The organism is Streptomyces sp. NBC_00210, assembly GCF_045160975.1.
GTDB lineage: Bacteria > Actinomycetota > Actinomycetes > Streptomycetales > Streptomycetaceae > Streptomyces.
Window position 1 is genome coordinate 5,191,427 of record NZ_CP108120.1, and the last position, 18,562, is coordinate 5,209,988.

At 70.9% G+C, this 18,562-nt stretch carries 17 protein-coding genes and 1 pseudogene; 6 read left to right on the top strand and 12 right to left on the bottom strand.

Going from position 1 to position 18,562, the window contains the following annotated elements; translation table 11 throughout:
* Positions 1–24 precede the first annotated feature (24 nt).
* Positions 25–955: pseudogene (locus OG729_RS23555) on the bottom strand (IS5 family transposase).
* Between the two features lie 186 nt (positions 956–1,141).
* Between OG729_RS23555 and OG729_RS23560 the strand changes: the two are divergent.
* A complete protein-coding gene (locus tag OG729_RS23560) occupies positions 1,142–2,422 on the top strand; it encodes an IS701 family transposase (RefSeq protein WP_405803484.1) in 1,281 nt (426 codons plus the stop codon).
* A 208-nt stretch (positions 2,423–2,630) separates the two neighbouring features.
* On the opposite strand, the gene OG729_RS23565 is transcribed toward OG729_RS23560, so the two are convergent.
* From OG729_RS23565 to OG729_RS23590, 6 genes are all read right to left on the bottom strand, one after another.
* Positions 2,631–3,845, bottom strand: a complete 1,215-nt coding sequence (locus tag OG729_RS23565; RefSeq protein WP_405803418.1) for an IS30 family transposase — start codon at positions 3,843–3,845, stop codon at positions 2,631–2,633.
* Between the two features lie 215 nt (positions 3,846–4,060).
* Entirely contained in the window at positions 4,061–4,480 is a 420-nt protein-coding gene (locus OG729_RS23570; protein WP_405808002.1) for a hypothetical protein, read from the bottom strand.
* A gap of 78 nt (positions 4,481–4,558) precedes the next feature.
* Positions 4,559–5,500, bottom strand: a complete 942-nt coding sequence (locus tag OG729_RS23575; RefSeq protein WP_405808003.1) for an ABC transporter substrate-binding protein — start codon at positions 5,498–5,500, stop codon at positions 4,559–4,561.
* A gap of 9 nt (positions 5,501–5,509) precedes the next feature.
* Entirely contained in the window at positions 5,510–6,172 is a 663-nt protein-coding gene (locus OG729_RS23580; protein WP_360883071.1) for an ABC transporter permease, read from the bottom strand.
* A gap of 1 nt (position 6,173) precedes the next feature.
* The gene (locus OG729_RS23585) at positions 6,174–6,818 is read right to left on the bottom strand and encodes an ABC transporter permease (protein ID WP_360883068.1); all 645 of its coding nucleotides are present in this window, start codon (positions 6,816–6,818) and stop codon (positions 6,174–6,176) included.
* Positions 6,815–7,990 (bottom strand): ABC transporter ATP-binding protein, encoded by a 1,176-nt coding sequence (locus OG729_RS23590; RefSeq protein WP_405808004.1) that lies wholly within the window; start codon positions 7,988–7,990, stop codon positions 6,815–6,817. Before OG729_RS23590 ends, OG729_RS23585 begins: the two co-directional genes overlap by 4 nt.
* Before the next feature lie 141 nt (positions 7,991–8,131).
* Between OG729_RS23590 and OG729_RS23595 the strand changes: the two genes are divergently transcribed.
* Entirely contained in the window at positions 8,132–9,637 is a 1,506-nt protein-coding gene (locus tag OG729_RS23595) for an aromatic amino acid ammonia-lyase (protein WP_405811247.1), read from the top strand.
* Positions 9,634–10,470 (top strand): MurR/RpiR family transcriptional regulator, encoded by an 837-nt coding sequence (locus OG729_RS23600; RefSeq protein WP_360883063.1) that lies wholly within the window; start codon positions 9,634–9,636, stop codon positions 10,468–10,470. The genes OG729_RS23595 and OG729_RS23600 overlap by 4 nt, the downstream gene beginning before the upstream one ends.
* Positions 10,471–10,557: 87 nt before the next feature.
* Here the strand turns inward: OG729_RS23600 and OG729_RS23605 are convergent, their stop codons facing one another.
* The 5 genes from OG729_RS23605 to OG729_RS23625 form a co-directional block, all read right to left on the bottom strand.
* On the bottom strand, positions 10,558–10,932 hold the full coding sequence (locus OG729_RS23605; RefSeq protein ID WP_360883060.1) for a hypothetical protein: 375 nt from the start codon (positions 10,930–10,932) through the stop codon (positions 10,558–10,560).
* Between the two features lie 57 nt (positions 10,933–10,989).
* Positions 10,990–11,376, bottom strand: coding sequence for a roadblock/LC7 domain-containing protein (locus OG729_RS23610; protein ID WP_360883057.1), 387 nt, complete (start codon positions 11,374–11,376; stop codon positions 10,990–10,992).
* Between the two features lie 79 nt (positions 11,377–11,455).
* Positions 11,456–12,217: a transcriptional regulator gene (locus OG729_RS23615; RefSeq protein ID WP_405808005.1), complete on the bottom strand. Its 762-nt coding sequence runs from the start codon at positions 12,215–12,217 to the stop codon at positions 11,456–11,458.
* Between the two features lie 17 nt (positions 12,218–12,234).
* The gene (locus OG729_RS23620; RefSeq protein WP_405808006.1) at positions 12,235–12,615 is read right to left on the bottom strand and encodes a hypothetical protein; all 381 of its coding nucleotides are present in this window, start codon (positions 12,613–12,615) and stop codon (positions 12,235–12,237) included.
* Between the two features lie 137 nt (positions 12,616–12,752).
* A complete protein-coding gene (locus tag OG729_RS23625) occupies positions 12,753–14,081 on the bottom strand; it encodes a diaminopimelate decarboxylase (RefSeq protein ID WP_405808007.1) in 1,329 nt (442 codons plus the stop codon).
* Positions 14,082–14,199: 118 nt separating this feature from the next.
* Between OG729_RS23625 and hutU the strand changes: the two genes are divergently transcribed.
* The 3 genes from hutU to OG729_RS23640 all read left to right on the top strand — a co-directional run bounded on the left by hutU (position 14,200) and on the right by OG729_RS23640 (position 18,466).
* Positions 14,200–15,861: a urocanate hydratase gene (hutU, locus tag OG729_RS23630; protein ID WP_360883047.1), complete on the top strand. Its 1,662-nt coding sequence runs from the start codon at positions 14,200–14,202 to the stop codon at positions 15,859–15,861.
* A 74-nt stretch (positions 15,862–15,935) separates the two neighbouring features.
* Positions 15,936–17,141, top strand: coding sequence for an allantoate amidohydrolase (locus OG729_RS23635; protein ID WP_405811249.1), 1,206 nt, complete (start codon positions 15,936–15,938; stop codon positions 17,139–17,141).
* Positions 17,132–18,466 carry a formimidoylglutamate deiminase gene (locus tag OG729_RS23640; protein WP_405808008.1) on the top strand — a complete coding sequence of 445 codons (1,335 nt, stop codon included), beginning with the start codon at positions 17,132–17,134 and terminating at the stop codon, positions 18,464–18,466. The genes OG729_RS23635 and OG729_RS23640 overlap by 10 nt, the downstream gene beginning before the upstream one ends.
* Positions 18,467–18,562 lie beyond the last annotated feature (96 nt).

Genomic DNA, 18,562 nt, shown 5'->3' on the forward strand with positions numbered 1-18,562 from the left:
GGTTTCTAGGCGCTGTTTCTCGGATCATGTGCGGAGCCAGATCAGGAGTGCTGCGAGTGTGACGGTGCCGAGGTAGATGTAGGCGCGTTTCTCGTAGCGGGTGGCGACGGCTCGGAAGCCCTTCAACCGGTTGATGGCGCGTTCGACGGTGTTGCGCTTCTTGTAGCGCTCGCTGTCGAAACCGGTGGGCCGGCCGCCTCGGGAACCGCGGTTGCGGCGGTGTTCTTGCTGGTCGAGACGTTCGGGGATGGTGTGCCGGATTCCACGTCGTCGCAGGTAACGACGGTTAATTCGGGACGTGTAGGCCTTGTCCGCCAGGACATGGTCGGGGCGAGTGCGGGGCCGCCCGACTCCGGTGCGAGGCACGGATACCTGCTCCAGCACGCGCTCGAGCTGAGGGCCGTCGCCGTAGTGTCCGGGTGTCAGGACGAGGGCGAGGGGTCGGCATCGTCCCTCCGCGGCGAGGTGGATTTTGGTCGTGAAGCCTCCGCGGGAGCGTCCCAGGCATTCGCCGATCTGACCACCTCCGCCAATCGGGCGGCCAGCTTCCGAAGCACCGGATCGGCCTGGTTCGTCCCCCGGACGGCCCCCTTTGAACAACCGCGGCCGGCCGAGCCTTCCTTGCGCCGGCGGCGTGCTGGTGGGCCCGCACCGCTGTTGAGTCCACCGAGACGTCCCAGTCGATCCGGCCCGCGGCGTCCTCGGCGGCCTGGACCTTCGACAGCAGCATCTCCCACGTTCCATCCGCGGACCAGCGGCGATGCCGCTTATAGACCGTCTCCCACGGCCCGAACCGTTCCGGAAGATCCCGCCACTGAACACCCGTCCGCACCCGGTAGAGGACCCCGTTGATCACCCGACGGTGATCGCTCCACCGGCCCCCACGAGTACCACCACGAGGTAAGCACGAAGCCAGCCGATCCCATTCCGCATTTGTCAGATCCCCACGGCCCATACCCCGAGCCTGACCCCAACCCCCCGCTCACGTCCCGAGATCCGAGAAACAGTGCCTAGTACTCCAGCAGGATTTCGCTGTCTGACCTGCGGGTTTCGCTGGGCGGCTGGAGTGTAGCGGGCTGTGGAGTGGTCAGGGGCGGTCTCACGGAGGCCGCCCCTCGAACGTGCGACAACGCCGCAGGTAATGACAGCGGTTGGGAAAGCTCCCCACGTGATCTTCGAGAGTGCTGCCGAGCAGTGGGACCTTGAACTGGACGACCTCTTCGTGACCATCGGTCATCACTTCGGCCGTGTGGAGCTTCGCCGCCGCATGCGTGACTACGTACGCGGACTGCTCGCCCCGGTGGCCCGAAAGAACAGCTGGCAGCTGGCCGAACAGGCAGGCCATGCCACCCCCGACGGTCTGCAGCACCTGCTCGCCGGCGCAAAGTGGGAGCCCGACGACATCCGCGACGACCTGCAGCAATACGTCGCCGACAAGCTCGGTGAGGACGGCGGGGTCCTCATCATCGACGACACCGGCTTCATCAAGAAGGGCACCACCTCCGCCGGGGTTCAGCGCCAATACTCCGGAACCGCCGGCCGCACCGAGAACTGCCAGATCGGTGTCTTCGCCGCCTACGCCTCCGGCCGCGGGCGCGCCTTGGTGGACCGGGAGTTGTATCTGCCCAAGTCCTGGGCCGAGGACCGTGAACGCTGCCGCGCGGCCAAAGTCCCCGACGACCAGGCGTTTGCCACCAAGGGCGAACTGGCCCGGCGCATGGTGCTGCGGGCCCTCGCCTCACCGCTGCCCATCGCCTGGGTCACTGCGGATTCCGCCTACGGCCAGGAGAGTCGCTTCCGTCGGCTGCTGGAGCAGTCGGGCGTCGGCTATGTGCTGGCCGTGCCCAAGTCCCAGTTCACTGTGGGCTGTCCCCGCATCGAGGGCCTGTTCGCACAGGCCCCGGCCGAGGCGTGGGAGAAGATCTCATGCGGAGACGGCGCGAAGGGACCGCGGGTCTACCACTGGGCGGCGGTGCGGCTGCCGGCCGTCGCCGAGTTCGACTACCAGGGCGAGGTCCCCCATCGGATGCGGTGGGCGCTGGCCCGTCGCAGCATCCGCAAGCCCGACGAAGTCGCCTACTACCTCGCCTACGCCCCTTTGGAGACCACCGCCCGGGAACTGGTGCGGATCGCCGGGTCGCGCTGGGCGATCGAGGAGTGTTTCCAGGCCGCGAAGAACGAGTGCGGCTTGGACCAGTACGAAGTCCGCCGTTACGTGGGCTGGTACCGGCACATCACCCTCGCCATGCTCGCGCACGCCTTCCTGGCAGCCACGGCACACCAGGCCAGGGAAAAGGGGGCGGAACCGGTGAGGCAGCCGGGGCCATCGCGCTCACAGTGGCGGAGGTTCGGCGACTCCTGGCAGCTTGTCGTCCCCGGCCCCCGCACCTGCGCGGACGCCGAGGCCGACGCCACGCGATGAGCTGGTCGAACTGGCGCCGACGACGCCAGGCAGTCGCCCGTCGCTGTCATTACCTGCGGCGTTGTCGCACGTTCGAGGGGCGGCCTCCGTGAGACCGCCCCTGACCACTCCACAGCCCGCTACACTCCAGCCGCCCAGCGAAACCCGCAGGTCAGACAGCGAAATCCTGCTGGAGTACTAGGGGTCGTTGCAACACGTGGTCGGTTGTTCAGGCCGCGAGGAGTTTATGCAGGCGCTCGGCTGGGGTTTCCCAGCCGAGCGTTTTGCGTGGCCGGCCGTTGAGCTGGGCGGCGACGACGTCGAGGTGGTCGCGGGTGTGGACGGACAGGTCGGTGCCCTTGGGGAAGTACTGCCGCAGCAGGCCGTTGGTGTTCTCGTTCGATCCGCGCTGCCAGGGACTGGCCGGGTCGCAGAAGTAGACGGGGACGTCGGTAGCGAGCGTGAAGCTCTTGTGGGCGGCCATCTCGCTGCCCTGGTCCCAGGTCAGGGACCGCTTCAGGTGGGCAGGCAGCCGCTGCACGGTCTCTTGGAGGGCGTCGCGGACCTGCTCGGCGCCGCGCCCGTCGGGCAGGTGCAGCAGCATCACGTAGCGGGTGGCTCGCTCGACGAGGGTGCCGATCGCTGAGGCGCTGTCCTTGCCGATGATCAGGTCGCCCTCCCAGTGGCCGGGCACCGCCCGGTCTTCCGCCTCGGCCGGGCGGTCGCTGATCATGACCATCGGGTCGGTGAAGCGGGGCTGGCGGCAGTTGGCCTGCCGGTGGGGCTTGCGGCGGGCGCGGCCACTGCGCAGGGCGCCGGCGAGCTGTCTGCGTAGTTCTCCGCGTCCTTGGACGTAGAGGGCCTGGTAGACGGTTTCGTGGACCACGTGCATCTCCGGCCGGTCGGGGAAGTACCTGCGCAGAGCGTGGCAGATCTGCTCCGGGCTCCACCGTTCGTCCAGGCCGGCCTGGATCGCGGCCCGCAGTTCGGGGTTCTGGCCGATCTTGCCCGGCTTGGGGCGGGGCCGGCGGCCATCGGCGCGGGCCTGGGCGGCGAAGGGCCGGTACTGCCCGTTTCCCGGGTGCCGGTTGCGGCGGATCTCCCGGCTGATGGTTGAGGGGCTGCGTCCCAGTTCGACGGCGATCGCGCGGATCGTGGCCTTCTCCCGCAGCCGGTCGGCGATGTGGATCCGCTCGGCCTCGCGCAGGTACCGCGAGGGTACGGAAGGCGGCACCACCGAACGGATCGGTGGTGCCGCCTTGTTCCCGCCGGACGGGTTGCGTCCGTATCGCCAGCGCTTCCCGGTCCGCCGGTTGATCCCGACGATCCGGCACGCTTCCGTATTGCTTACGCCCTGCTGCACGAGCCGGAAGTATGCCGCCCGCTCACGAGTGAGCTTCTTGCGTCCCTGCGGCTGCCGGTCCTCGCGGATCTCGAAGTCCATCGCACCCCTTGAACTGGGGTGTTGCAACGACTCCTAGAACCCAAGGCCTTGAGGGTGGGGCCCTGGCCGCCTCATATTCACGGCGCCTCCATGACGCGCCCCGTACAGCAGTCCTGACACGCTCCACATCGAGTTCGTTGGTCTTCGGGTTGGCAGGGCCCGGGCGGGCCGGCGTGCGGATGAAGCGGGCCGTCCAACTCGCCGCAGGCGGGCCCTCAATCCTCCCAGTCGGACGTCTCCCCGCGCCTCCGCCGCAGCCACGGCCACCCCCGCGCCGCGTGCGCCGCATTCACGCCGACGATGCCGAGCCAGGTCACAGTCAGGCCCACCAGATCCGCGTTGACCACGGCGATCGCCGTAAGCGGGACGGCGAGGATCAGCGAGATGATCCCGAAGCCGAAGCGCTCGCCGAAGTTCGAGTCGGCGGACTGCCGCGGGCGGGTGCCCCGGGCCAGCACCGTCTGCTGTTCGGCGAGCCGGCGGCGGACACGTCGGTCCACCACGGTGTCGAGGCGCTGCTCGACCTTCTCCAGAAAAGAGTCCACGAGCGCGGACTCATACTCTTCGCCCAGCTCACGGCGGGCATGCAGGGTGGCGTCGAGCTCCTTCTTGAGCTCAGGGTCGCGGGCTTCCATAGCCGTTCACGCTACGGACGGGGGCCCGCCCCGTCAGTGGGGGTAGCCCCACCGTCTTCCCCTAGGGGGAGCCGGAGGTCACGCCCCCTTCTTGGCGAGACCGTGCTGCTCGGCCCACGTCTTCGCCACGTCCTCCGGGTCCTTCTTGTCCTTGTCGACCAGGCGGTTGAGCTCGGTCAGCTGCTCCGTCGTCAGTACGGCACCGAGCCGGGCCAGCGCCTTGCGCACGGTGGAGTCGGCCTTGCGGTCGGCGATCAGCGGGACGACATGCTGACCGGGGATCAGGTTCTTGGGGTCGGCAAGGACCACCCAGCCCTCCGCGACGATGTCCGTGTCGGTGGTGAAGAGGTTGGCGACGTCGACGTCGCCCTTCTTCAACGCGCCCTTGACCAGCGGGCCGGAGGAGTCCAGCGACTTGAACTCCTTGAATTCCACGCCGTATTCGTCCTTCAGGCCGATGACGCCGACGACCCGCTTCTTGACCTCGGGAGCCGCGCCGATGACCAGCTTGCCGTTCTGCTTGGCGAGGTCGCCGAGCGTCTTCAGGCCGTATTTGTCGGCGGTCTCGCGGGTGACGGCGAAGGCGTCGGAGTCCTCGGCCATGCCGTACGGGAGGACCTGCAGGCCCGCGGGGAGGGCGACGGCGAGGGCGTTCTGCATCTCGCCCTCCTCGGTGGCCTTCGCCTTCGGGTCGAGGTAGTGCAGCAGGGCGCCCTGGTACTCGGGGAGGAGATCGATGTCGCCGCCCTTGAGGGCGGGGATGAGGATCTCGCGGGTGCCGAGGTTGGGGCGGACCCTGGTCTTTACGCCGGCGGTTTCGAGGACGACCGCGTACAGGTAGCCGAGTATCTGGTTCTCGGTGAAGTTGGCGGTGCCGATGGTGACGCCGTCCTTGCTGGAGCCGCCTCCTGACAGGTCGCCGCCCTTGCCTTCGAGGGACGTGATGCCGCTGCTGCAGGCGGCGAGCGCGGGGACGGAGGCCGCGGCGAACAGGCCGCCGAGCAGAGTGCGTCGGTTCATGGGAGGTCCTTACGCGGGGCGGTTGCTGAAGAGGGCGCGTTGGAGGGCGGCGAGGCCGAGGTCGAGTACGACCGCGACGACCGCGACGAGTACGGCGCCGCCGAGCACCTGCACGAGGTCGCGCTGGGCGAGGCCGTCGAAGACGTACCGGCCGAGGCCGCCGAAGCTCACATACGCGGCGATGGTGGCCGTCGCCACCACCTGGATGAGGGCGAGCCGCAGCCCGGTCATGATCAGCGGTAGCGCGAGCGGGATCTCGACCTGGAGGAGGACCTGGTGGCCGCGCATGCCCTGGCCGCGGGCGGCGTCCTTCACCTCGGGGTCGACGGCACTCATCCCGGCGTAGGTGTTGGTGACGATCGACGGGACGGCGAGGGCGACCAGCGCGACGTACACCGGGGTCATGGACAGGCCGCTGGCCAGGAAGACGAGGACGACGAGTCCGACGGTGGGCAGGGCGCGGCCGAAGGACGAGAGGTTGATGGCGAGGAACGCGCCGCGGCCGGTGTGCCCGATGAGCAGGCCGATCGGCAGTGCGATCACGCCGGCGATGAGGGTGGCGAGCAGCGAGTACTGGAGGTGCTCGGCGAGGCGGTGGGCGATCCCGTCGCTGCCGGACCACTGTGCGCCGCTGGTCAGCCAGGAGCCGAGGTCCTTGAAGAGCTCGTACATCTCAGGCCCTGCCCTTCCTGGTCCAGGGGGTGAGGACGTACTGCACGGCGACGAGCAGCGCGTCCGCGATCAGCGCGAGGAGGAGGGTGAGGACGACGCCGACGACGACGGGGGTGGGGAAGTTGCGCTGGAAGCCGTCGGTGAAGAGCTGGCCGAGGCCGCCGTCGCCGATGTAGGTGGCGACGGAGACGAGCGAGATCGACATGACGGTGGCGATCCGTACGCCCGCCATGATCACGGGCAGTGCGAGGGGGAGCTCGACGGTGAGGAGGGTGCGCAGGGGGCGGGTGCCCATTGCCCTGGCGGCCTCCTTCGTCCTGGCCGGCACGGAGTCGAGGCCCTCGACGGTGTTACGGAGCAGAACGACGAGGGTGTAGATCGTCAGGCCGATGACGGTGGTGGTGCGGGTCAGCCCGGAGAGCGGGAGGAGCAGTACGAAGACGGCGATGGAGGGGATGGTGAACAGGACGTTGGAGAGCCCGAGGAGGAATCCGCGCAGGGGGCGGACGCGGTGGGCGAGGACGGCGAGGGGGAGGGAGATGAGCAGCCCGAACAGAACGGCGGTGAGGGCGGCTTGGAGGTGGGAGAGGCTGAGGGTGGTGAGATCGGACGCGTGGTCGGATATCCACGACCATTGGATGGTCATGAGGTGCCGCCCTTGGGAGTGACGGTGCTCGCGGTGCCGGAGGCGCCGTTCCCGGAGGTGGTCGTGTCCGCGGAGCTCGGCGCGACCTTGGCCTCGGTGTCCAGCGCCAGGGCTCCGGCCTGTGCGGCCCTGCTCGACGCCGAGGCGTGCCAGTCGCCCGCATGGGCGTGGATCACGTCGCGCGGCGTTACGCCCGTCAGCACGCCCGCCCCGTCGACCCGGGCGATCAGGCCCGTCGGTGAGGCGACCGACTCGTTCAGCGCCGAGAGCAGTGAGTCGCCGTCGCGCAACGGGCGTACCGGGACCAGGGTTTCGGATCCGCCCGCGTCCCGGTCGAGCCAGCCGAGCGGGGTACGGGAAGTGTCGAGGACCAGCTCCCAGCGGCCGCCCTCGGGCGCGGGGCTCTGCGGGACGTCCGCCAGGGTGGAGAGCGAGAGCAGCTTCAGACCGCGTTCCGCGCCCAGGAAGTCCGCCACGAACTCGTCCGCCGGGCGGGCCAGCAGTTCCGCCGGGGTCGCGCACTGGACCAGATGGCCGCCCGTGCGGAACACGGCTATCCGGTCGCCCAGCCGCACGGCCTCGTCGATGTCGTGCGTGACGAAGACGATCGTCTTGCCCAACTCCTGCTGAAGGCGCAGCAGTTCGTCCTGGAGCTGGGTACGGACGACGGGGTCGACCGCGCCGAACGGCTCGTCCATCAGCAGCACCGGCGGGTCCGCCGCCAGCGCCCGGGCCACGCCCACGCGCTGCTGCTGTCCGCCGGAGAGCTGGTGCGGGTAGCGCTTGCCGGACTCGGCGGTGAGGCCGACCGTCTCCAGGAGTTCGGCCGCGCGGCTGCGGGCCTTCTTCCGCCCCCAGCCCAGCAGCAGCGGCACGGTCGCGATGTTGTCGAGGATCGTGCGGTGCGGGAAGAGTCCCGACTGCTGGATGACGTAACCGATGGAGCGGCGCAGCTGTGCCGCGTCCTGCTTCAGGACGTCCTTGCCGCCGACGTGGATGGTGCCGGAGGTCGGCTCGACCATCCGGTTGATCATGCGAAGTGTGGTGGTCTTACCGCATCCGGAGGATCCGACGAGGACGGTGATCCCGCCGTCGGCCATCTCCAGATTCAGGTTGTGGACTGCCGTCGTGCCGTTGGGGAAGCGCTTGTTCACTGCTTCGAATTTGATCATCAGTGGTCCCTTGCCCGGCCTGCATATAGTCATGCAGAGTTCTCGGTAGCTGAATAAGTTGTCAATGCCTCGGAGTGAATCGCTCGTTACGGATGCTCGGAAGGCAAGACAATCCGTCCGAAAAGGAGGGCTTTGCGCATGATGTCGTCCCACATCGTGGACTCACCCACCGGCATCGTGGTCCTCGACGGACAGAGCCTCCCGGTCGCGGACATCGTCCGGCTGGCCGACGGCGCGGCCCGTCCCGTCCCCGGAACCGAGGCGATGAAGCGCGTCGAGGTCGCCTGGGACGTCGCGCGCGAGCTCGCCGCGTCCGGCCGCGTCTACGGGCGCTCCACCGGCGTCGGAGCGAACCGCAACGAGGACGTGCCCACCGAGGCCGCCGCCGACCACGGCCTGCGCCTGCTGCGCTCCCACGCCGGGGCGATCGGTGAACCGCTGCCCGCCCGCGAGGTCCGCGCCATGCTCGCGGTACGGGCCAACCAGCTCCTCGCGGGCGGCGCCGGACTGCGGCCCGGCGTCATCACCGCGCTCTGCCAGGCGCTGGAGAGTGGCGCCCACCCCCTCGTCAACGAATTCGGCTCGGTCGGCACCGGCGACATCGCGGCGCTCGCCCAGATGGGCCTCGCACTGGCCGGCGAGCATCCCTGGCAGGGCGGCCCGCCCCCCGAGGCGCAGGCCCTCGACAACAACGACGCCCTGGCCCTGATCAGCTCAAACGCCCTCACCCTCGGCCAGGCCGCGCTCGCCCTCGAGGAACTGCGCGCGCTCGTCTCGGCCACCGAGCTGGTCGCCGCCCTCTCCCTGCTCGCGGTCGACGGCTCCTACGAGGCTTACGCCGAGCCCGTGCACGCGGCCCGCCCGCACCCCGGCACGTACGCCGTCGCGGCCCGGATGCGGCACCTGCTCGGCGCACCGGACCGGCCGACCCCGCCGCTGGGCCGGATCCAGGACCCGTACGGATTCCGCTGCCTCCCGCAGATCCACGGGCCCGCGCAGGACGCGGCGGACGCCCTGGAGCGGACCCTCGCCGTCGAGATCAACGCGGCCGCGGAGAACCCGCTGATCCGCCCCTCGGACCTCGCCGCGTATCACCACGGCGGCTTCTATATGGCCCAACTCGCCCTTGACCTTGACCACTTCAGGCTTGCGCTGACCCAGACGGCCCGGCTGTCCACCTCCCGGCTCTCCGCCCTGAACGAGCCCGCCTTCACCCGGCTGCGGCCCTTCCTCGCGGACGCGGAGGCGGCGAGCTCCGGCGTGATGATCCTCGAGTACGCGGCCGGCGCGGCCCTCGGCGATCTGCGGGCGTTCTCCGCGCCCGCGTCGCTCGGCCACGCGGTACTGTCCCGTGGCGTCGAGGAGCAGGCCAGCTTCGCCTCGCTGGCGGCGCGGCAGACGCTGCGGGCGGGGCGTGCCTACCGGCTCGTCGTCGGCTGTGAACTCGTCGCCGCGGTACGGGCGTTGCGACAGCGGGGCCTGCGGCCCGACCCGGAACTCCCGGTCGGCCGGGCCTTTGAGCTGGCCGAGACGGTCCTCGACGAGGAACCGGCGGACCGGCCGCTGACCGATGATGTGACGGGGGCGGCGGCGCTGCTCGACCGGTTCACCGACCTGATGACCGAACTGACGAGGGGGACGGCATGAACGACAGCCCTGCCGCACGACTGCAGCAGCTCTTCGAGGGCCATCGGCTCACCCCGACGCAGCGGCGGATCGCGCACAGCATGGTGCGCCGGGCGGGCGACGTGCCGTTTCTGTCCAGCGTGGAGCTCGCGGAGCTGGCCGGGGTGAGCCAGCCGTCCGTCACCCGCTTCGCCGTCGCGCTCGGCTTCGACGGGTATCCGGCGCTGCGCAAGCATCTGCGGGAGGTCGCGCCCGCCGAGAGCGAGCCGGACCAGGGCGGCCTCAACGAGTACCAGCAGGCGGTGCAGGCCGAGATCGAGAATCTGCGCCAGCTGTCCGAGCTGCTGGCCGACCCGACACCGGTGGAGCGCGCCGGCCGGCTGCTGGCCGCGTCCCGCCCGCTTCCGGTGCTCGGCCTGCGCGCCGCGTCCTCGCAGGCGCGCGGCTTCGCGTACTTCGCGGCCAAGGTCCACCCGGACGTTCGCCTCCTCGACGAGGGCGGCACGATGCTCGCCGACCGCATCGACGCGGCCCGCCGCGCCGGTGCGAGCGCACTGATGTGCTTTGCGCTGCCGCGGCATCCGAAGGAGGTCGTGGAGTCCCTGGCGTACGCACGCACGGTGGGCCTGAAGGTGGTGACGGTCGCGGACTCGGCCTTCGCCCCGGTGGCGGCCCACAGCGACCTGCTGATCCCGGCGGCGGTCGGCACGGGCCTGGCCTTCGACACGGCGTGCGCACCGATGCTGCTGGGCCGGGTGCTGCTGGAGGCGATGTGCGACGACCTGCCGGACGCGCAGGCGCGGCTCGAGGACTTCGACGCGAAGGCGGCGGCGCGGGGCCTGTTCGCGGAGTAGGTCCTCTGCGCCCCCGCTCCCGCGGCGCAAAAAGGCCCGGCCGTCCGCCCCGGAGGGCGGACGGCCGGGCCGTCGGACTGCGGGCGGTCAGACCTCCAGCTCTGCCTCGATCTTCTTCAGCTGGTGGCGGGCCATCGCGAGGTTCGCACGGTCCTTGTCGAGTGCCAGATAGAGGAACAGGCCGTTGGCTCCGCGGCCCTTCATCAGCCGGATCAGGTGGTACTGGGTGCCGAGCGTGATCAGGATGTCCTCGATCCCGTCCTTGAGCCCGAGCTGCTCCATGGTGCGCACCTTGGCGCGCACGACATCGGTGTTGCCCGCCGCAGCCACCGAAAGATCCAGGTCCTTTCCGCCGCCCACGGTGCCGAGGGCCATTCCGCTGCTGTAGTCGACGAGCGCGGCTCCGAGGGCCCCGTCGATGACAGTGATGGCTTCCTTGAGGGCGCTTTCGGTGTTGGCCATGAGATGCGCACTTCCTTTCCGTCTGCTGGGTGTTCGCGATGGTGTGTCGGTCATGGGTCAGGTGTTCTCCGGTCGTTCGAGGGCGCCGTCGACCAGCTCACCGATGCGCGAGCAGGAGCGGCGGGCCTCGAGGTGGAGCCGACCCACGTTGATGCGTGGCTCGGCCAGGAGGGTGAGGACGGCCGAGGAGCCCGCCGCGTAGGTCGCGACGTACCCCCGTTCGCCCTGGACCAGCAGCTCGCGGAAGCCCCCCTGTCCGGTCGCCTCGGTCAGCCGCACCGCGACGCCGAGGGCGGCGGCCGTCAGCGCGGCGACGCTCTCCGCCTCTGCGGTGTCCGCCGCCAGCACAAGACCGTCCGAGCTGGCGGCGAGTGCGCCGGTGAGCTGCGGCACGTGCACGCGCAGCCGTTTCAGTTCAGCGAGCACGTCGGCCTCGGCCGTCATGAGCGCTCTCCTCTCGGCGCGCAGCCTCATCGCGCGCCTCATGACGGGGGAAAGGGGACCTGGTGGACGGTGCGCTGCCTCACAGGGTTGCCTCCAGTGCGTCGCGGAGCCGGCGGAGCAGGGCGGAGTCCAGGACGGACGGCGGCTCGGTGGCCTCGGCAGCTGCAGCTGCAGGGGCGGCGGGCCCCGTGGGCGCCGCGGTCCCGGACCCGTCGGGCGTCCCGATGAGCCCGGCGGCGGCCAGCCTTCGTACCTCGACCAGGGTGTTGAAGGCGGGGCGCCCCAGCTCCCGCGCGATGGCTGCCGGGGTGCGCACACCGTCGGCGAGGTCCAGCAGCGACTGCCGACGGGGGCTGAGCGCCCGCCCTGCGGGGTCCGGCCGGCGCTGCACGGGGGCGGTGTCGACTGCGGGGTGGGGCCATAGGGAGTCCAGCAGCCGGCTGCGCCGCAGCGCCTCGCGTTCGACGACCCGGGTGGGCACCGGCCGCACCCGGCCCATCCAGTGGGCGACCCCGTAGCGGAAGCGCGTGGGCCCGCTCGCGCGCGCCAGTGCGAAGAAGGCCGCGTCGAACAGCGCGCCGAGATGGCAGATCTCCAGCTCGCCGTCGGCCACCTGGCCGCTGTCGACCAGATAGCGGCCGACCTCGCGGCGCGAGGCCGCCTGTGCGACCGCGTCCGCCCAGCTGTCGGGCCGCAGCCGGCCGCTCGCGGTCAGCAGGACGTCGAGGCCCGGCGCATCGGGGCTCTCGGCGTGCACGACCTGGCCGTCGGCCAGATAGAGGGTGCCGCCGTCACGTACCAGCACGCCCGTGGCCCGCTCGTCCGCGAGTCTGACGAGCATCGGGGAAACGGCCGCTCTCATTGGAGCACCAGCCCTTCGGCGAGGTTCTTCAGGCGCAGCCGGGCCAGTGCGAGATTGCCCATGTCCCGGTCGAGCCAGAGATGCAGGAACACGCTGCTGTCGAAGCCGGTCTCGACGAAGCGCACCACGTGGTAGTTGGTGCGGGTGGTGACGATGAGGTCCTCGACCGTGGGCGTGGACTCCTCGGGCGCGAACGCGGTGTACTCGTTGGCCATCCTGGCCAGTTCGGCCGTCTCCGCTGCGGTGGCCTCGTGGTCGCTGCCCGGCGCCTCACCGACCGTGCCGAGCGCGAGCCCGCTGATCCAGTCCACGATGGCCGCGCCGCGCGCGCCCGGCACCAGCATGGCTTCCAGCAGACACTCGTCGATTCCGCGCACGCCGACTCCCCTCCCCGCCACGGCGTTCCACGCACTGATGTGCCGCAGTGACGAGGAGGTTACGCAACGTGGCTGCGGATGAGGGGAGTTGGGGCATTTTCCATCGGAACATGCCCCGGCACCGCTAGCGTACGGGCTCAGGCGTGTCCGGGTGTGACCAGTGCGCCGTGCTGCGCGCCGCCCGATTCCGCGACGATCTCCGTCGTGCTCTGCGGAGCCCGTACGGTCGCGAACCGCACCGCCGCGTCACCGTCGTCGAAGAAGCCGTAAACACCGGGCCGCGGAAGGCTGTTGTAGCCGTAGTGGTTCGAGAAGTAGTACGCGCCGGTGTCCAGTGCCGCGATCACATCGCCCTGTTCGAGCAGCGGCAGCGGCCGCGCCTCCGCGAGCAGATCGCCCGCGAAACAGGCCGGCCCCGCGATGTCCTGCTCGACGGCCGCACCGGCCTTCGGGCGGCCCTCGGAGTCGTACGCGGCGATGCGCAGCGGCCAGGAGACCGGGTCGTAGACGGTGCGCGTCGCCACCTGGACGCCCGCGTGGGTCACCGCGATGGCGCGGCCGCCCGCGCTCTTGGCGTACTCCACGCGCGCCAGCAGCGTGCCGTGCTTGGCGATCAGGGACCGGCCGAACTCGGTGACCAGGCCGTAGCGCCCGTCGAGCAGCCCCGGGACCAGCTCCTTCAGCAGCTGCGCGTACTGGGCGAAGGTCGGGGTCTGCTCGTCCGACGCGAAATTGACCGGGAGGCCGCCGCCGATGTCGACGGTGTCGATCTGCTGCCGCCCGGCCGCCGCGTTGATCTCTTCGGCGAGTTCGTACACGGCGCGGATGCCCTGCGCCATCAGGGTCAGCGGCATGCCCTGGGAGCCGGAGTGGGCGTGCAGCCGGGTCAGCCAGGGGCGGTCGAGACAGGCCCGTACGACCCGGTAGCGGGCTCCTTCGTCGCGCAGCGCGACACCGAACTTCGAGGTCGGTGTGGCCGTGGACAGCGCCCCGATCGCGCCGCCGCCGACCTGCGGATTGACGCGCAGCCCGAGCGGCGACGAGCTGGGCGCCGCAGTGACAAGGGCGTCGATGCGCTCGAGCTCCGAGAGGTTGTCGGCGTTGACCGCGATGCCCAGCGCCAGGGCCTCGCGCAGCTCGGCGGGGGTCTTGGCGGGGGAGTCGAGGACGGTACGGGACGGCGGGACGCCGGCCGCGCGGGCCAGCGCCAGCTCGCCGGGGCTCGCCACCTCGGCCCCGATGTCCTCGGCCCGCAGCAGCGCGAGTACGGGCACGAGAGGGGCGGCCTTCACGGCGAAGGCGTGCAGCACGGGGGCGTCGGTGACGGCGGCGAAAGCGGCCCGCAGCGCCGCGGCCGAGGCGCGGATTCCGGCCACGTCGAGGAGGGCGGCGACGGGCTGAGCCTCGCTGAGAAGGCCTTGCTCGACTGCTGCACGTACGGCCTGATCACGGCGGTCGAAAGGCATGTCGGCCAGCCAATCATCCGAGCGGCCGCACCGCAGCTGTTGACTAAGACTATTCAGAGCCTCAGGATGTGAATAGAACCGCCAACAGTGATGGTCGCAGTCGCGAGGAGGCATTGCCATGTCAGGACCCCGCCCCGTACGGGCACCGCGCGGTACGGAACTGAGCGCCCTGGGATGGCAGCAGGAAGCCGCCCTCCGCATGCTCCAGAACAACCTCGACCCCGAGGTCGCCGAGCACCCCGACAAGCTCGTCGTCTACGGCGGCACGGGCAAGGCCGCGCGTGACTGGCGCTCCTTCGACGCGATGGTGCGCACGCTGCAGACGCTGAAGCAGGACGAGACCATGCTCGTCCAGTCCGGCCGTCCGGTCGGCGTGATGCAGACGCACGAGTGGGCGCCGCGCGTGCTCATCGCCAACTCCAACCTGGTCGGCGACTGGGCGAACTGGGAGGAGTTCCGGCGGCTGGAGGCCCTCGGTCTGACCATGTACGGCCAGATGACGGCCGGCTCCTGGATCTACATCGGTACGCAGGGCATCCTGCAGGGCACGTACGAGACGTTCGCCGCCGTCGCCGCGAAGAAGTTCGGCGGCACGCTCGCCGGGACGATCACACTGACCGCAGGTCTGGGCGGCATGGGCGGCGCGCAGCCGCTCGCCGTGACGATGAACGACGGCGTGGCGATCTGTATCGACGTCGACCCGCGAGCGATCGAGCGCCGTATCGAGCACCGGTACCTGGATGTGCGCGCGAACTCGCTGGAGCACGCGCTCCAGCTCGCCGTCGAGGCCCGCGACGCCCGCAAGCCGCTCTCCATCGGCCTGCTCGGCAACGCGGCCGAGCTGCTGCCGCGGATGCTCGCCGAGGGCGCGCCCATCGACATCGTGACCGACCAGACCTCGGCCCACGACCCGCTCGCCTACCTGCCGATCGGCGTCGACTTCGAGGACATGGCGTCGTACGCGGCGGAGAAGCCCGCGGACTTCACCCAGCGCGCACGTGAGTCGATGGCCAAGCACGTCGAGGCGATGGTCGGCTTCATGGACGCGGGCGCCGAGGTCTTCGACTACGGCAACTCGATCCGCGGCGAGGCCCAACTGGCCGGTTACGACCGGGCGTTCGCCTTCCCCGGCTTCGTGCCCGCGTACATCAGGCCGCTCTTCTGCGAGGGCAAGGGCCCGTTCCGCTGGGCGGCCCTGTCCGGCGAGGCGTCGGACATCGCCAAGACCGACAAGGCGATGCTCGAGCTCTTCCCGGAGAACGAGTCCCTGCACCGCTGGATCAAGATGGCCGGCGAGCGCGTCCACTTCCAGGGCCTGCCTGCGCGTATCTGCTGGCTGGGCTACGGCGAGCGGGACCGCGCGGGCGAGCGCTTCAACGACATGGTGGCGTCCGGCGAACTGGCCGCGCCCCTGGCCATCGGCCGCGACCACCTGGACTGCGGCTCGGTCGCGTCCCCGTACCGCGAGACCGAGGCGATGCTCGACGGCTCCGACGCGATCGCCGACTGGCCGCTGCTGAACGCGATGGTCAACGTCGCCTCGGGCGCGTCCTGGGTCTCGATCCACCACGGCGGCGGCGTCGGCATGGGCCGCTCCATCCACGCGGGCCAGGTCTCCGTGGCGGACGGCACGAAGCTCGCGGGCGAGAAGATCCGCCGGGTGCTGACGAACGACCCGGGCATGGGTGTCATCCGGCATGTGGACGCGGGCTACGACATCGCGGAGTCGGTCGCGGACGAGCGCGGCGTGCGGGTCCCGATGCAGGAGGGCGACGCGTGACGTCGGACGCGGTCAATCCAGCCGGTACGCCCGCATCGGGCGGCACCGGCGCGGCCGGGGACTCGTTCCACCGGATGTGGGGCGACCTCGCCCCGATCGGGCGCGACGCCGACACCCGCGGGTACCGGAGGTACGCGTGGACCGAGGCCGACCGTGACTGCCGTGCCTGGTTCCAGGCGCAGGCCGAGTCCCGCGGCCTCGCCTACGAGGTCGACCACAACGGCAACCAGTGGGCCTGGCTCGGTACTGCGACATACAAGGACGTCGCCGCCGGTGACGCCGTCGTCACCGGCTCCCACCTCGACTCCGTCCCCGACGGCGGCGCCTTCGACGGCCCCCTCGGCGTCGTCTCCTCCTTCGCCGCCCTCGACGAACTCCGGGGCAGGGGCGCGGAGTTCACCCGTCCCCTCGCCATCACCAACTTCGGTGACGAGGAGGGCGCCCGCTTCGGACTCGCCTGCGTGGGCTCCCGGCTCACCTCCGGGCAGCTGACCCGCGAGGCGGCGTACGAACTGCGCGACGGTGCCGGGATCACCCTCCCGCAGGCCATGGAGCGTGCCGGGTACGACCCGTCGCGCATCGGCCCCGACCCCGACCGCCTCGCCCGCATCGGCGCGTTCGTCGAGCTCCATGTCGAGCAGGGCCGGGCGCTCGACCTGTCCGGGGACCGCGTCGGCATCGCCTCCGCGATCTGGCCGCACGGCCGCTGGCGGTTCGACTTCCACGGCGAGGCCAACCACGCGGGCACCACCCGTCTCGTGGACCGCCGCGACCCGATGCTGACGTATGCCGAGACGGTCCTCGCCGCCCGCCGTGAGGCCGAACTCGCGGGCGCGGTCGCCACGTTCGGCAAGATCGCCGTCGAGCCGAACGGCGTCAACGCGATCCCGTCCCTCGTGCGCGGCTGGCTCGACTCGCGCGCCGCCGACCAGGGAACGCTGGACACGGTCGTCGCCGCGATCGAGCAGGCCGCGAAGGAGAGGGCCGAGCGGGACGGCATCGATCTGAGGGTCGTACGGGAGTCCTTCACGCCCGTGGTCGAGTTCGAGCACGCCCTGCGCGACGAGCTGAACAAGATCCTGGGCGGTGCGGTCCCCGTGCTCGGCACGGGCGCGGGACACGACGCGGGCATTCTGTCCGGCTCGATCCCGACGGCCATGCTGTTCGTACGGAACCCGACGGGCGTCTCGCACTCCCCGGCGGAGTTCGCCGCCGAAGACGACTGCGTGGCCGGGGTGCTCGCACTCGCCGACGTACTGGAGGGCCTGGCGTGCAGCTGACGTACTGGGCGGAGCACGTCTGGCTGGACACGAACGTCGAGCCGGGCGTGGCCCTGGAGGTGGCGGACGGCCGGATCACGGCCGTACGCAAGGGTGTCGAGGCCCCGCCGCAGGGGGCCCAGGTCCTGCGCGGCCTGACGATCCCCGGCCTCGCGAACGCGCACAGCCACGCCTTCCACCGGGCCCTGCGCGGCACCGTGCAGGTGGGCTCCGGCACGTTCTGGACGTGGCGCGAGGTGATGTACCAGGTGGCCTCGCGGCTCACCCCGGAGACGTACTTCGAGCTCGCGCGAGCGGTGTACGCGGAGATGGCGCTGGCGGGGATCACGAACGTCGGCGAGTTCCACTATCTGCACCACGCGCCCGGGGGCATCTCGTACGCCGTCCCGAACGCGATGGGCGAGGCGCTGATCGCGGCGGCGGCGGATGCAGGGATCCGGATCACGCTGCTCGACACGGCGTATCTTTCGTCAGGCTTCGGTGAGGCGCCGAACCAGCACCAGCTGCGCTTCTCCGACGGCACGGCCGAGGCATGGGCGGAGCGGGTCTCCGCGCTGAAGGGCAGCGACCATGCGCTGATCGGCGCGGCGATCCACTCCGTACGGGCCGTCCCCGCCGCGCAGCTGAGCACGGTCGCGGAATGGGCCACCGCGCGCCGGGCCCCGCTCCATGTCCACCTCTCCGAGCAGACCGCGGAGAACGACGCCTGCCTCGCGGCGCACGGCTGCACCCCCACGCGGCTGCTCGCCGACCACGGAGTACTGGGCCCGCGTACGACGGGCGTCCACAACACGCACCTGACGGACGAGGACATCGCGCTGCTGGGCTCCTCCGGTACCGGCACATGCATGTGCCCGACGACGGAACGCGACCTGGCGGACGGCATCGGCCCGGCGGTCGCCCTGCAGCACGCGGGCTCCCCGCTCTCCCTCGGCTCCGACAGCCACGCGGTGATCGACCTCCTCGAAGAGGCCCGCGCGATGGAACTGAACGAACGCCTGCGCACCCGGACCCGGGGCCACTGGACGGCGGCGGCCCTGCTCCGCGCGGCGACCTCGGACGGCCACGCCGCGCTGGGCCGCCCGGACGCCGGCCGCATCGAGCCGGGCGCGCTCGCGGACTTCACGACGGTGGCGCTGGATTCGATCCGTACGGCGGGTCCGCTGCCACGCCTGGCGGTCGAGACGGCGGTGTTCGCGGCGACGTCGGCGGATGTACGCCACACGATTGTGGGAGGCCGGCAGGTGGTGCGGGACGGGGTGCACACGCAGATCCCGGACGTTGCGCAGGCGCTGGCGACGTCGATCGGCGCGCTGCGGTCGTGAGGCCGTGTTTTCTTCCCCCACCCCGCCCCTTCCCGTAACCGGGGGCTTGAGAATCAAGCCCGTCCGGGGCTCCGGGGCGGAGCCCCGGTTACGGGA